Below are 12692 nucleotides of genomic sequence, written 5' to 3'. Positions count from 1 at the left end.
GCCGTGAGGCGGCTCACGGCCTCTCGATTGGCGCGGCGAACCGGGGCCGACTAGTATTACTGAGGTCGGTCACGCCGACGAGCGCCTGTAGCTTAACGGATAGAGCATCTGACTACGGATCAGAAGGTTGGGGGTTCGAATCCCTCCAGGCGCACCAGCGGAAAGGCCCCGTCACCTGCGGTGACGGGGCCTTTCGCATGTCGGGGCACGGTTCCTTCGCCCTCAGCCCCGCGCGATCGCCTCGCGCACGCTGGGCCAGGACCGGAGGATGTCGCGGGCCTCGGGATCGTCCTCCGCGGCGATCGCCTCGGTGCGCGCCTCCTCGAGCAACTCGTCGATCACCACGCGCGTGCCGCGGTCGACGGAGGCGACGGCTGCCTCGACCATCGCGAAGCTGAGGATGTTCTCGTGCACCTCGCACATGGGGGTGCGGCCCTCGCGCAGCGCGGTCACGAACTCGATGATCGAGGCGTCGATCTGGTCGGGCTCGGGCTCGGCGAGCGCCTGCTCGAGGGCCGACTGCAGGGAGCGGGTGCGCTCCTCGTCCTCGGTGCCGAGCTGCGGCACGCCCTTCCCGTCCCAGGTGGCCGTGCCCTGCTCGGCCCCGATGCGCCACTCGCTGTTCCAGTAGGTCGGCAGGCCGCGCGCGTTCCAGGTGCCGTTGTAGACGAACAGGGAGCCACCGCTCATCTCGAAGGTGCAGCTCACGGTGGCGTCGCCCGCGTACACGCTCCACTGCGGATTGGTGCCGTGCGCGGTCACCGCGAGCGGGTCCGTTCCGGTGATGTAGCGGGCGGTGTCGAAGGCGTGGATGCCCATGTCCCGCAGCAGCGGGTGCTGCTGAGTGGCGCGGAAGCCCTCGTGCTCGGTGAACAGGCTGAAGAAGGCGCTGGTCAGGATTGTCGGCCCGTGCTCGGCGACGAAGCGCCGCAGCTCCCGCACCTGCGGGAAGAACCGACGCGACTGGGAGACCATGAACGGCACTCCCGTGAGCTCCGAGTGGGCCATGAGGCTCAGCGCCTCCGGCAGCGTCTCGGTCACCGGCTTCTCGCCGAGCACCGGGATGCCCGCGTGCAGGGCCTTGCGGGTGACCGGGTGGTGGGCGACGGGGACCGTCGGGTCGATGAGGATGTCGGCGCCCACCTCGAGGGCGAGGTCCACGCCGTCGGTGCCGACGGCCACGGCCGAGGGGTCCTCGACGCCCGACTGGGCGATGGACTGCGCGGGCATGCCCTCGACGAGGTCGGCGACGCCCACGAGCTCGGTCACCGGGCTCGAGGCGATCACTCGAGCCCACCACTTCCCCATCCCGCCCGCGCCGACGACGACGGCCCGCAGGGGCCGCTGCCCCGCGGAGTTCGCGATCGCGGCGTTGGGATCGGCGACGGCGTCCGAGGTGCTCGCCTCCGCGCGCGTCCCGTCGGCCGCCGTGCTCTCGCGCAGATCAGATGACACGGGTGATCTCCTCGCCCTCGGCGGTGCGGGCGCCCTCGCGGAACCAGTCCCGCGGAGCGTTGGCGATCTTGATCGCGGCGCGCTCGCGGTCCTCCTGGGGACGGGCCCAGAGAGCGGCGTTGGCGAGCACGCGCTGGATCTCCGCCTGGTGGTAGACGGGGTACTCCTGGTCGCCGGGGCTGAAGTAGAAGATGCGTCCCTTGCCGCGGTAGAAGCAGCAGCCCGAGCGGAACACCTCTCCCCCGCTGAAGGAGGAGATGAAGACCTGCTCGTCGGGCGCGGGGATGTCGAACATCTCGCCGTACATCTCCTGGCCGGGGATCACGATCGGGTGCGGCACGCCGCGGGCGATCGGGTGGGAGCCGCTCACGGTCCACACCCGCTCCTCGTCGTTGTCGTTGCGCCACAGCAGGTTGCAGGTGGTGCCCATGAGCAGTCGGAACGGCTTGGAGTAGTGCGCGGAGTGGAGAGGCAGGAAGCCCATGCCCTCGCGCACGTGGCGGACCACGCGCTCGGCGACCTCGTCGGGCACGTCGTCGTGGGCCATGTGGCCCCACCAGGTGAGGACGTCGGTGCTCGCAAGGACCTCCTCGCTCAGGGACTCCTCGATGTCGTCGAGCAGGGCGACGCGCACGTCGACGTCCTCGCCGAGCGCCCCGAGCGTACTGGTCAGCGCACCCGCGATCGTGGTGTGCATGCCCTCGGGGTAGAGCTCCTGGACTCTCTCGTCGACCTTCTCGTGCCGGTTCTCGCCGAACACGGTGATGCGCAGGGTCATCGCGCGACTCCTTCGTCTCATGGTGGTGGGGTGCAGTCGGCCTGCAGGGTGGAGTGCGGGCGTCGTTCCCGCCGGGGACTGCGGCAGCGCGTCTGCGTCACAGCTCCGTTCCCACGTGGTGACCATCGTAGGGTCGCGCGGCCCCCTCGGTGCACGGCCCGTCCCCTGGGTGGGACGCGGCCCGCCGGTCCCGGCCCCGATCCTGACCCCGGTCCCCGCCCGGAGACCCCGATCCCGGCCCTCCCATCCCGACACGCCGCGGCAACCAGCGACCCTTGCGCCCCTGTCCAGGGCGCGTGCAGTCTGACGGTGCCCCCGGCGAGCTCTTCGGGCCGCAGCGGACGGGCGCACGGCGTCGGTGCGCTCGCGCGGCGGTCTCCGTCCCGGCCACGGCTTCTCGTGCACCGATCACAGGAGATCCGATGACCCGTTCGTCCGCTGCTCGCCCCTCCCGTCGTGCCCTCTTCGCAGGCACCGCCGCCGCCACGGGCCTGATGGCGGCGCCGCTGGCCGCCCCGTCCGCCGCGCGGGCCGCCGTGAGCGACCCCTACGAGGCCTCGGCGTACACGCCGTCCCACGGCTTCACGTTCGTCGACGGCTTCCCGGTCGCCATCCCCGAATGGCGCTCGATCGACTTCCGGGTGCATGCCCCCAAGATCCGCACCTTCCCGCCGTCGTTCCGGGTGACGCTCCCCGCCGGGTACGCCGACGAGCCGGACCGCGACTATCCCGTGCTCCTGCTGCTGCACGGGCGCGGCGGGGACTTCACGCAGTGGTCCGCCGACGACACCGGCGAGTCCGGGGGCGACGGGGGCGGAGGCGGCCAGGCGATCTCCCGCACGGAGAATCAGGACGTCATCGTCGTCATGCCCGACGGCGGCGCCGGCTCGTTCTACTCCAACGCCAACGCGCCGCTGCCCGGCCGCGAGGCCGCGTGGGAGACCTTCATCATCGAGCAGGTCCTGGGCTTCGTGCACGACAGCTTCCGCACCGATCCGACGCGCATGGCGATCGCCGGGCTCTCGATGGGCGGCTGGGGCGCGCTCGCGCTCGGGCAGAAGTACAAGGACCTCTTCACCTCGATCAGCTCCTACTCGGGCCCCGGCGACTGCCGCCTGGACACGGACGACGGCAGGCTCGTCGCCTTCACGATCCTCGCCTGCCCGATCTTCGACGCCTGCAAGTACCCCGCCACCGCGAACGGCCCCGGCGCGACCTGGGGCACCTCCCTCGCTCCGCCGATCGCCTCGACCTACGACCCGATCGAGAACATCGAGCGCTACCGCGGCAAGCGCGTGTTCCTCCGCAGCGGCGACGGCAACTGGATCGATTTCGTCGCCGCCCTCCAGGGTCACGGCGATCTGCTCGACCAGATCCGCCGGAAGGCGGACACGATCGGCGGGGACGTGATCGAGGGACCCGTGCACCCGAACATGGAGCGGTTCGCGGGCGCGCTGAGCGCAGCGGGCATCGAGAACGACTACCGCATGGACAAGGGCCGCACCCACGACTGGACCCTCTGGCGCGAGAACTTCGCCGAGGACCTCCCCGGGATCATGCAGGCGCTCGAGGCCTGAGCGGGGCCCCCGCGCCCAGCGGCGCCGACGGCGCCCGCACGGCCGCACGGCCGCGCGCCACGCTCCACACTCCACCCTCCAGACTTCACACTCCTCAGGAGAGACGATGACCCACCAGACCCACGCCCACCGCCCCTCGCGCCGCACGATGCTCGCGGGAACCGCCGCGGCCGCCGCGATGACGACGGCGGGAAGCATGGCCGCCGCCCCCGCCGCGCAGGCGACCGGAACCGACCCGTTCGACCCCGGGGCCTACACCGCCTCGCACGGTCTGCGCTTCGAGAGCGGCTTCCCCGCCCCGGTGCCGTCCAAGCGCTCGATCGACTTCCGCGTCAGCACCGACCAGGTCAAGACCTTCCCGCCCTCGTTCCGCGTGATGCTCCCCGAGGGCTACGCCGACACGGAGCGGACCTACCCCGTGCTGCTGCTCCTGCATGGGGGCTGGGGCATGTTCCTGGACTGGACGGAGCGCGGAGGGAACGCGGTCGGGGCCACCGCCGGCCAGGACGTCATCGTCGTCATGCCCGACGGCGGAGGCGGATCCTTCTACTCGAACGCGAACTTCCCCCGACCGGGCCTCGAGGCGAACTGGGAGACCTTCATCATCGAGCAGGTGCTGCCCTTCGTCCATGACAGCTTCCGCACGGATCCCTCGCGGATGGCGATCGCGGGACTGTCGATGGGAGGGTTCGGCGCGCTCGCCCTGGGCCAGAAGTACGACAGCAGCTTCCTCTCCGTGAGCGCCTACTCCGGACCGGCCGACGTCACCGCACCGGGCGTCGACGCGACGATCGCGCTCGCCCCTCTCGCCGATGCGCAGAACGGCTACTGGCAGACCACGAACCCTCCCGGTGCGGTGTGGGGCTGGCCCGCGTCCGACGTGCGCTTCCAGTACGACCCGCTCTCGAACGTCGAGCGGTACCGGGGCAAGCGACTGTTCCTGCGCTGCGGCGACGGCCTGAACCCGGATCTCCACAAGATCATCGAGGCGGCGCCCGACATCGCCGCACAGCTGGGGCTGTCCATCGCGAAGATCCAGGCCGACGTCACCGAGATCGGTGTGAAGCCGACGAACGTGGACTTCCACGACGCCCTGGACGCTGCCGGGATCGAGCACGACTTCGCCGTCTGGCCGGGCCATGAGCACGATTGGGACACCTGGAACCGGGCGTTCGAGGAGGACCTGCCCGGGATCATGGCCGCGCTCCGGGCCTGATCGGTCGACGACGGGCGCCGCTGCGCGCAGGGCTACGTGCGCAGCAGCCCCTCGTCGGCCAGGAACCCGCGCAGGGCGGCCACCGTTCGTCGCATGGTGCGCTCGGCACGGCGCTGACCGAGGACGCCGCCGAGCGCTCGCGGGCTCGCATCGGACCACGAGCAGACGGCGAGGCTCCCCGGCTCGTCAGAGCGCACGTCGATCCGCATCTCGAGGTGCTGGCCGCGCCCCGCGAGGCCTCCCAGCAGGACGTTGCGCCGGATGGACCCGCGCTCGAGGAGGAGCGCCCGCACGTCGTCGTCGGGCCGGGCGCGCACGCGCCACCCGTCGCGCACGCGCCATCCGTCGGCCACCAGCTGCGAGAGCAGGAGGTCGCGCGCTCGCGAGGGCCCGCACGAGAGCGCAAGGCGCACGTCACTCATGCCGACCCTTCCGCTCGACGCGGGCGTGGTCCGACGGGCGCGTCACCGGAGGGAAGGCGTGTCCCGCCCACCCTCAGGGGGTGACGACCTTGCCGGGGTTGAGGTTCCGGCCGGGATCGTTCTGCGCGAAGAGCCCCTCGATGATGTGCTCGCCGAGCTCGCCGATGTCCTCGGTGAGCCAGGGCTGGTGCTCGGTGCCCACGGCGTGGTGGTGGGAGACCGTGGAGCCCAGGTCCACGAAGGCCTGCTGCACGGCGCGCTTGGCGTTGTAGTACTGCTCGAGCGCCTTGTCCGGGCTCGTGTACTTCAGGGCGAAGGTGAAGTAGAGGCAGGCGCCCGAGTGGTAGCTGTGGGACATGTGGCAGAACATGAAGCCGGGCAGTCCCTGCTTCCGCTGCGCCTCGTAGAATGCCTCGTAGACCTTCGCGTGGACCTCGTTGATGTTCGACCAGGTCGCACCGGTGTCGCAGACGTCGCCGAACACCTGGTAGCTCAGCAGGAAGTCGCGCAGGTACGGGGTGTCGAACTTCTTCTGGTCGTAGATCGCACCCGGTCCGGCGCCCAGCGTGATTCCGCCCGCGCCCTTGACCAGCTTCTTCACGACCGACTTCTGGTGCTCGACGGTCTCCTTGGTGCCCTCGAAGCACACGTAGGAGATGCTCATCTCCTCGCTCGTGTCCCACCCCTTGGAGCGCAGGTAGGCGAAGAGGCCGTCCTGCACCTTCGCGGCGACCCTGCCCTTGGTCGACGTGGGCTCCTTGACCATGGCGAGGCTGAACTCGGTCTCGGGGCCGTCGGAGAGGCGGGTGAAGGTGGGCGAGACGTCGGTCGAGCGGGCGATCGCGTGCATGCCGCGGATGCCGTGCTCCCAGTCGGGGTACATGTAGGCGATGACCTGGCGCACCTGCGGCAGGCGGTGCACCTGCACGGTGAGCTCGGTGATGATGCCCATCCGGCCCTCGGAGCCCAGGATCATCTCGTGGACGCTCGGACCGGAGTCGCGGCCGGGGATCGGGTTGGTGACGACGGTCCCCTCGGGGTGCACGACGCGCATGCCGCGCACGATGTCCTCGATGTCGCCGTACTTGTCGGACTGCATGCCCGAGGAGCGGGTCGCGGCCCATCCGCCCAGCGTCGAGTAGGTGAAGGAGTCCGGGAAGTGGCCCATCGTCCAGCCCTCGGCGGCGAGCTGCTCCTCGAGGTCGGGGCCGTAGACGCCGGCCTGCACGGTCGCGAGTCCCGCGGTGTCGTCGATCGAGAGCACCTGGCGCATGCGGCCCAGGTTCACGGTGATCACGGGGCGCTGCTCGGCCGGGTCGGGGGTGACCGAGCCGGAGATGCAGGAGCCGCCGCCGTAGGGGATCAGCACGAGGTCCTTCTCGATCGCCAGGCGCAGAAGGCCCGCGACCTCTTCCTCGCCACCGGGGTAGACCACGGCGTCGACGAGGCGGTCGAAATCGCCCGAGCGCACGTGGAACAGGTCCGGCAGGGAGCGGCCGAAGGAGTGCAGCACGCGGTACTCGTCGTCCGTGCGCACGTTCGCCTCGCCCACGAGGCCCACGATCGCTGCGCGCTCGGCGTCGCCCAGGCGCCCCGCGGGCACCTCGTGATCGGAGAGCTCGGGATCGTCGAACTGGGTGATCGCCTCGAGATCCACGCCGATCTTGTTCTTCGCGAGCGGCGCGAACGCGGGCTTGTTGTCGAAGCGGAAGCGGACGTCGTCCATGCCCCAGCCCCACCACTTGTGCCGGGTGACGTCGGCCGCCGTGAGATCGGCTGCGGAATGCGATGCGGTCATCACTGCTCCTCCCGGGGTCCCGTGCGGGGGCCCAGGATCTGCTCGTAGTTGGTGTCGTAGAGGTCGACCACGGCCGCGCGCACGCGCTCCATGTAGTCGACGACGGATTCGCCGTCGCGGGCCATCATCGGGTCTCCGAAGACGACGCCGACGGGCGGGCGACCGGGCTTGGGCCAGCTGCGGCCCTTGGGCATCGCCTCGTAGCCGCCGACGAGGGCGGCGGGGATGATGGGGACGCCGACGCTCGAGGCGAGCGCCGCGGCACCCGGCTTGAACTCCCCCATGGTGCCGGTCTTCTGCCGCCCGCCCTCAGGGAACACGAGGATCGGGACGCCGCTGCGCAGCAGGCGACGGGAGAAGCCGGAGTTCTTGCGCGAGCCGTCGCGATCGATCGGGTACGCGTTGAACAGGAGGCGCACGAACAGGCGCTTGTACCAGACGTGGAAGAAGTAGTCCGCGGCCACGCCCGTGGAGAGGTAGCGGGCCTGCGCCCAGGGCAGTCCCTCGGCGAGCATCGGAGCATCGAGGTGGCTGGTGTGGTTCGCGACCAGGACGAACGGTCCGCGCACCGCCTTCACGCGGCGCGCGGTCGTCACGGTCTGGGTGACGTTGGCGCGCACCAGGCCGCGGAACAGTCCGCGCTGGAGCACGAAGCGCAGGGCCGCGCGGGCGCGCGAGCGGTACTTGCGGGTGTCCTCGTCCAGAGGATCCCAGCCGAGGCTGCGGAGGCGCGAGGAGACGGACTGGTCGTGGCGCGGGTTCTGCGCGGTCCTGTCCGCCTTCGCGGGCTTGTCGGCCTTCTCCGGCTCGTTGCCTGCCATGCTCAGCGCTCCTTGCTGCGCCGGGAGCTGAGCAGGGAGCTGAGGCGGTGCACGAGCGGGCGGGGCAGCGAGCGCAGCAGCGCGGTGATGAGCTTCCAGCGGCCGCCGGGGATGCTCACGGCCTTCCCCTTGGCGACGTCCTTCAGGCCCTGCTCGGCGAGGTCGTCGGCGTCCAGCCAGAGGAACCCGGGGATCGAGGAGCCGCGGATGCCGGCGCGCTGGTGGAACTCCGTGCGCACCCAGCCCGGGGTGACGGCCGTGGACTGCACGCCCGTGCCCTCGAGCTGCACGCTCAGCGACTCGGAGTAGTTGGTCACCCAGGCCTTGATGGCCGTGTAGTTGTTCTGCGTGATGAAGGCGCTCACGGACGCGATGTTGATGATCCAGCCCTCGCCGCGCGCGCTCATCGCGCGACCGGCGGCGCCGCCGAGCTTGAGGACGGCCCGCTGCATGACCTCGAAGCCGCGGTCGTGCTCGCTCAGGTCGGGATCGAGCAGCGAGGCGCGCACGGAGAACCCGGCGTTGTTCACGAGCACGTCGATCGCGGGGGCGTCGGTCGATTCGAGCCTGTCGGCGACCTTCTGCTGGTCGTCCCGATCGGCCAGATCGGCGACGAGGGTCTCGACCTCGACGCCGTGGCTCGTGCGCAGCTCGGCGGCGGCCTGCTGGAGGCGCGCGTCGTCGCGGGCCACGAGCACCAGGGCCACGCCGCGCCGGGCGAAGGCCCTGGCGAACGCCGCTCCGATGCCTGCGGTCCCACCGGTGATAAGGGCCCTGTGCATGCGGGCCACGATACATGGGCGAGGTGCTCCCACCGAGGGGGTCCGGGCCGTCGTGCGCGTCACGCACCAGCGCGGACGACCTGTGGTCGAAGGCCCCATGCGCTACCGTCGGACGAGACCGTGCACGACGTCCGCCCGCGCCCCTGCGCGGTAGGGCACGCCCGCCGCGCCGGCGGGCGGAGGCCGGGAGACCCACCCGGCCGGGACGTCGGCCGCCCACCTGCACCTGAGGGAACACCGCATGTCCAACCCCACCCCGTCCCCCGAGCGCTCCGGCCCGCGCGAGATCCTGCTGACCGGTGTCACCGGCTTCCTCGGCCAGGCCGTCCTGCAGTCGCTCCTCGAGTACACCGACGACGTCCGCGTGACCGCCGTCGTGCGCGCGAAGGGGACGCTGACCGGCCGCAAGCGCCTCGAGGGCCTGCTGCGCAAGCCCGTGTTCTCCTCGTGGGCCGACCGCGTGGGCAAGGACACCGTGCGCGCGGCCTTCGACTCGCGCGTCGACGTGCTCGAGGGCGACCTCACCGCGATGCCGGCGCTCGACAAGAGCTACGACACCGTCATCCACTCGGCGTCCTCCGTGTCCTTCGACCCGCCGATCGACGATGCGTTCCGCACCAACGTCGGCGGCGCGCGCAACCTCTACCAGGCGCTCCTGGACTCCGGCCAGGACCCCCACGTCATCCACGTGTCCACCGCGTACGTGGGCGGCATCTCCAAGGGTCTGCGCCGCGAGGGCCGCCTCGAGCACGGCGTCGACTGGAAGGCCGAGTTCGAGGCCTCCCAGGCGGCCCGCCAGCGCGTCGAGGCCGAGTCCCGTCGGCCCGAGAACCTGCGCACCCAGATGCGCATCGCCCGCCTGCGCGACGGCCGCATGGGCCCCAAGGCCGTCGCCGCCGCCGCCGAGGAGGCGCGCAAGCAGTGGGTCGACGAGCGCCTCGTCGACTTCGGCCGCACCCGCGCCCAGTCCGTCGGCTGGACCGACATCTACACCTTCACCAAGGCGATGGCCGAGCGCGTCGCCGAGGAGATGTGGGCCGACGCCGGCCACCGCGTCTCCTTCGTGCGCCCCTCGATCATCGAGTCCGCGCTGCAGCGCCCCTACCCCGGCTGGATCGACGGCTACAAGGTCGCCGACCCGCTGATCATGGCCTTCGGCCGCGGTCTGCTGCCCGAGTTCCCGGGCCTCGCGGACTCCATCCTCGACATCATCCCCGTCGACTTCGTGGTCAACGTGATCGTGGCGCTCGCGACCCAGGACGTCTCCCGCCGCGGCGACGACGCCTACTTCCAGGTCGCCTCGGGCGGATCGAACCCGCTGCCCTTCCACGAGATGGTCGACGCCGTGCGCGGCTACTTCGTCGAGCACCCGCTGCAGGACGACGACGGCAAGGACATCGTCGTGCCCGACTGGACGTTCCCGTCCGTCGACCTCGTCGAGCAGCGCTTCCGGATGAAGGAGATCGCCACCAAGGCCGGTCAGACCGTCGTCTCCCGCCTGCCCGCGACCCGCCGCACCCGCGAGTGGACGACGACCCTGCACCGCAACGCCTCGGGCCTGACCACGCTGCGCAAGTACATCGAGCTCTACCGCCAGTACACGAAGACCGAGATGGTCTTCGACGACGCGAACACCCGCGCGCTGCGCGAGGAGCTGCCCGCGGAGTTCCTCTCGACCCACGACTTCGACATCACGAAGGTGGACTGGGTCGACTACTTCCGCAACCTCCACCTGCCCGCCGTCACGGAGCTCACCAAGGCGTACTCGCGCGGCCGCGCCGCGGTGCGCGCCCGCCAGAACCGTCCCGCGCCGGAGATGAAGGAGGCGAGCGACGCCCTCGCCGTCTTCGACCTCGACGGCACCGTGGTCGGCGCGAACATCATCCAGCAGTACCTCTCGGTGGTGCGCGCGACCAAGCCGGCCACCTCGTGGCCCGGGGAGATCGGCTCCCTGCTGCGCTCGGTGCCCTCCTACCTGCGGGCCGAGAAGCGCGACCGCTCCGAGCTGATCCGCCTGGTCAACCGCCGCTACAAGGGCTACCGCCGCGAGGAGCTCGAGCAGCTGCTCTCCGGCAGCCTGGGCCGCTCGATCCGCTCCTCGATCCGCCCCGAGGCGCTCGAACTCATCGAGCAGCACCGCCGCGCGGGCCACCGCACCGTGCTGGTCACCGGTGCACTCGACGTGCTCGTCGAGCCGCTCGCCGGACTGTTCGACGACATCGTCGCCACCCGCATGGACGTCACCTCCGACGGCGTGATGAGCGGCTACCTCGCCACTCCCCCGGTGGTCGACGAGGCCCGCGCCAACTGGCTGCGCAAGTACGCCGACGAGCACGGCGCCGACCTCAAGAAGTCCTACGGCTACGGCGACTCCCATGCCGACGCCTCCTGGCTCGAGCTCGTCGGCACGCCCTCGGCGGTCTCCCCCGACCTGGGCCTCTACTCCGTCGCCAAGAAGAAGCGCTGGTCCATCCTCGAGTGGTGAGGCGGGGGGCGGGGCGGCCGCCTCTCGCTGCCCGCGCCGACGTCGCCCGTCGCCCGTCGCCCGTCGCCCGTCGCCCGTCGCCCCGATGATTCTGGGCGGGATTGCGGACCATTCACACAGCGCGGGTTCTAGGGGTGGTCGCAACACTCGACGTGAGGAGGGTGTTGTGGTTGGTCGTGGGAGGCCTGGGTTCGAGATGGGGCCTCGTTGGAAGATCGAGCGGTTCTGGCATGCTCGTTCTATGGGGCTAGCACTGCGGGATATCGCCGACGAGATCGATACGAGCCATGCCACGTTGGCTCTGTATGTCCGGGCCACGGCCGGTATTGCTCCGGCTCGGTGGAAGGATCCTGATCGCTATATCACCGATGGAGAGCGGTTCAGGATCAAGGAACTCCTCATCGAGGGACGCTCGATCCGATATATCGCGAAGGTCCTGGACCGGGCCCCGTCCACGATTTCGCGTGAAGTGCGGCGGGGCTCGGCAAAAGGAACTCGGGGCGAGTACGCACCCTCACGCGCTCGACGTGACGCCTTTGAGAAGCGCCGCCGTGCGAAGGAACTGAAGATCCCTTCCGACCCGGTCCTCCACGCTGCGGTCCAACACGGCCTCGACGAGGGCCACTCGCCCGAGCAGGTCGTGGGACGCTTGCGCCGTGAGCATCCCGACGACCCGAGGTTCCACGTGAGCCACGAGACGGTCTACCGGACCATCTACCTGCAGGCCAGAGGTGGTCTCAAGCGCGAGCTGAAGGCGCTGACCCGCACCGGACGCACAGTCAGACATCCCCGCCGCAGCGCGCAGAGGCGCCGGGGGCGGATCAAGGACATGGTCTCGATCTGGGAGCGGCCGGCCGAGGCGCTGGACCGCAGTGTTCCCGGGCATTGGGAAGGCGATCTGATCGTGGGCAAGAACGGGGCCTCGGCGATCGGGACCGTGGTCGAGAGACGTTCGAACTACGTGATCCTGGTGCATCTGGACCCCACCAAGTCACGAGTCGAAGCGACCCGCGATGGATTGATCGAAAAACTCGCCGCTCTCCCGGACACGCTGAGAGCAACGTTGACGTGGGACCAAGGCAAGGAGATGCACCAGCATCGTCAGGTCACGAATATGACGGGCATCGACGTGTATTTCGCAGACCCTCACTCACCGTGGCAGCGCGCGACGAACGAGAACACCAACGGGCTTCTCCGCCAGTACTTCCCCAAGGGCACCGATCTCTCGATCCACAGTCAAGAAGATCTGGACTACATCGCCGACCTCCTGAACCGACGCCCCCGCAAACGGTTGGCCTTCGCCACGCCATACGAGATGATCCAGGAGTACCTGTTGCGATGACCCCTTGAATCCGCCC

10 protein-coding genes and 1 tRNA gene are annotated in these 12692 nt (G+C 70.3%); 5 read left to right on the top strand and 6 right to left on the bottom strand.

What is annotated here, in order from left to right; all coding sequences use genetic code 11:
* Positions 1-81 precede the first annotated feature (81 nt).
* Positions 82-157: transfer RNA gene (locus Bra3105_RS14635), tRNA-Arg, on the top strand.
* Between the two features lie 65 nt (positions 158-222).
* On the opposite strand, the gene Bra3105_RS14630 is transcribed toward Bra3105_RS14635, so the two are convergent.
* The gene (locus Bra3105_RS14630; protein WP_228357439.1) at positions 223-1455 is read right to left on the bottom strand and encodes a Gfo/Idh/MocA family protein; all 1233 of its coding nucleotides are present in this window, start codon (positions 1453-1455) and stop codon (positions 223-225) included.
* Complete coding sequence (locus tag Bra3105_RS14625) at positions 1445-2233, bottom strand: ThuA domain-containing protein (RefSeq protein WP_228357437.1); 789 nt, start codon at positions 2231-2233, stop codon at positions 1445-1447. The genes Bra3105_RS14630 and Bra3105_RS14625 overlap by 11 nt, the downstream gene beginning before the upstream one ends.
* Before the next feature lie 422 nt (positions 2234-2655).
* Here Bra3105_RS14625 and Bra3105_RS14620 point away from each other — a divergent pair, with 422 nt between their 5' ends.
* Together Bra3105_RS14620 and Bra3105_RS14615 are read left to right on the top strand one after the other, a co-directional pair.
* Entirely contained in the window at positions 2656-3810 is a 1155-nt protein-coding gene (locus Bra3105_RS14620; protein ID WP_228357435.1) for an alpha/beta hydrolase, read from the top strand.
* A 106-nt stretch (positions 3811-3916) separates the two neighbouring features.
* Positions 3917-5026: an alpha/beta hydrolase gene (locus Bra3105_RS14615; protein ID WP_228357434.1), complete on the top strand. Its 1110-nt coding sequence runs from the start codon at positions 3917-3919 to the stop codon at positions 5024-5026.
* 32 nt (positions 5027-5058) lie between these two features.
* Here Bra3105_RS14615 and Bra3105_RS14610 read toward each other — a convergent pair whose 3' ends face one another.
* The 4 genes from Bra3105_RS14610 to Bra3105_RS14595 form a co-directional block, all read right to left on the bottom strand.
* Positions 5059-5448: a hypothetical protein gene (locus Bra3105_RS14610; protein WP_200502599.1), complete on the bottom strand. Its 390-nt coding sequence runs from the start codon at positions 5446-5448 to the stop codon at positions 5059-5061.
* A gap of 73 nt (positions 5449-5521) precedes the next feature.
* The gene (locus tag Bra3105_RS14605) at positions 5522-7246 is read right to left on the bottom strand and encodes an FAD-binding oxidoreductase (protein WP_228357433.1); all 1725 of its coding nucleotides are present in this window, start codon (positions 7244-7246) and stop codon (positions 5522-5524) included.
* Complete coding sequence (locus tag Bra3105_RS14600) at positions 7246-8067, bottom strand: lysophospholipid acyltransferase family protein (RefSeq protein WP_228357432.1); 822 nt, start codon at positions 8065-8067, stop codon at positions 7246-7248. The genes Bra3105_RS14605 and Bra3105_RS14600 overlap by 1 nt, the downstream gene beginning before the upstream one ends.
* Before the next feature lie 2 nt (positions 8068-8069).
* Positions 8070-8849 (bottom strand): SDR family NAD(P)-dependent oxidoreductase, encoded by a 780-nt coding sequence (locus Bra3105_RS14595; RefSeq protein WP_200502592.1) that lies wholly within the window; start codon positions 8847-8849, stop codon positions 8070-8072.
* A 241-nt stretch (positions 8850-9090) separates the two neighbouring features.
* Between Bra3105_RS14595 and Bra3105_RS14590 the strand changes: the two genes are divergently transcribed.
* Entirely contained in the window at positions 9091-11334 is a 2244-nt protein-coding gene (locus Bra3105_RS14590) for an HAD-IB family hydrolase (protein ID WP_228357431.1), read from the top strand.
* A gap of 241 nt (positions 11335-11575) precedes the next feature.
* A complete protein-coding gene (locus tag Bra3105_RS14585; protein ID WP_228356471.1) occupies positions 11576-12676 on the top strand; it encodes an IS30 family transposase in 1101 nt (366 codons plus the stop codon).
* Positions 12677-12692 lie beyond the last annotated feature (16 nt).

The organism is Brachybacterium halotolerans subsp. kimchii, from assembly GCF_020792675.1.
In the GTDB taxonomy this organism is placed as follows: Bacteria; Actinomycetota; Actinomycetes; order Actinomycetales; family Dermabacteraceae; genus Brachybacterium; species Brachybacterium halotolerans.
This window is presented reverse-complemented; position numbering and strand designations above follow the sequence as displayed.

What these genes read in the sequence shown, in the direction of transcription:
- Bra3105_RS14610 (WP_200502599.1), bottom strand. Translation starts at nt 5,448, where the DNA reads ATGAGTGACGTGCGCCTTGCGCTCTCGTGCGGGCCCTCGCGAGCGCGC.
- Bra3105_RS14620 (WP_228357435.1), top strand. Translation starts at nt 2,656, where the DNA reads ATGACCCGTTCGTCCGCTGCTCGCCCCTCCCGTCGTGCCCTCTTCGCA.
- Bra3105_RS14605 (WP_228357433.1), bottom strand. Translation starts at nt 7,246, where the DNA reads ATGACCGCATCGCATTCCGCAGCCGATCTCACGGCGGCCGACGTCACC.
- Bra3105_RS14595 (WP_200502592.1), bottom strand. Translation starts at nt 8,849, where the DNA reads ATGCACAGGGCCCTTATCACCGGTGGGACCGCAGGCATCGGAGCGGCG.
- Bra3105_RS14585 (WP_228356471.1), top strand. Translation starts at nt 11,576, where the DNA reads ATGGGGCTAGCACTGCGGGATATCGCCGACGAGATCGATACGAGCCAT.
- Bra3105_RS14615 (WP_228357434.1), top strand. Translation starts at nt 3,917, where the DNA reads ATGACCCACCAGACCCACGCCCACCGCCCCTCGCGCCGCACGATGCTC.
- Bra3105_RS14590 (WP_228357431.1), top strand. Translation starts at nt 9,091, where the DNA reads ATGTCCAACCCCACCCCGTCCCCCGAGCGCTCCGGCCCGCGCGAGATC.
- Bra3105_RS14625 (WP_228357437.1), bottom strand. Translation starts at nt 2,233, where the DNA reads ATGACCCTGCGCATCACCGTGTTCGGCGAGAACCGGCACGAGAAGGTC.
- Bra3105_RS14600 (WP_228357432.1), bottom strand. Translation starts at nt 8,067, where the DNA reads ATGGCAGGCAACGAGCCGGAGAAGGCCGACAAGCCCGCGAAGGCGGAC.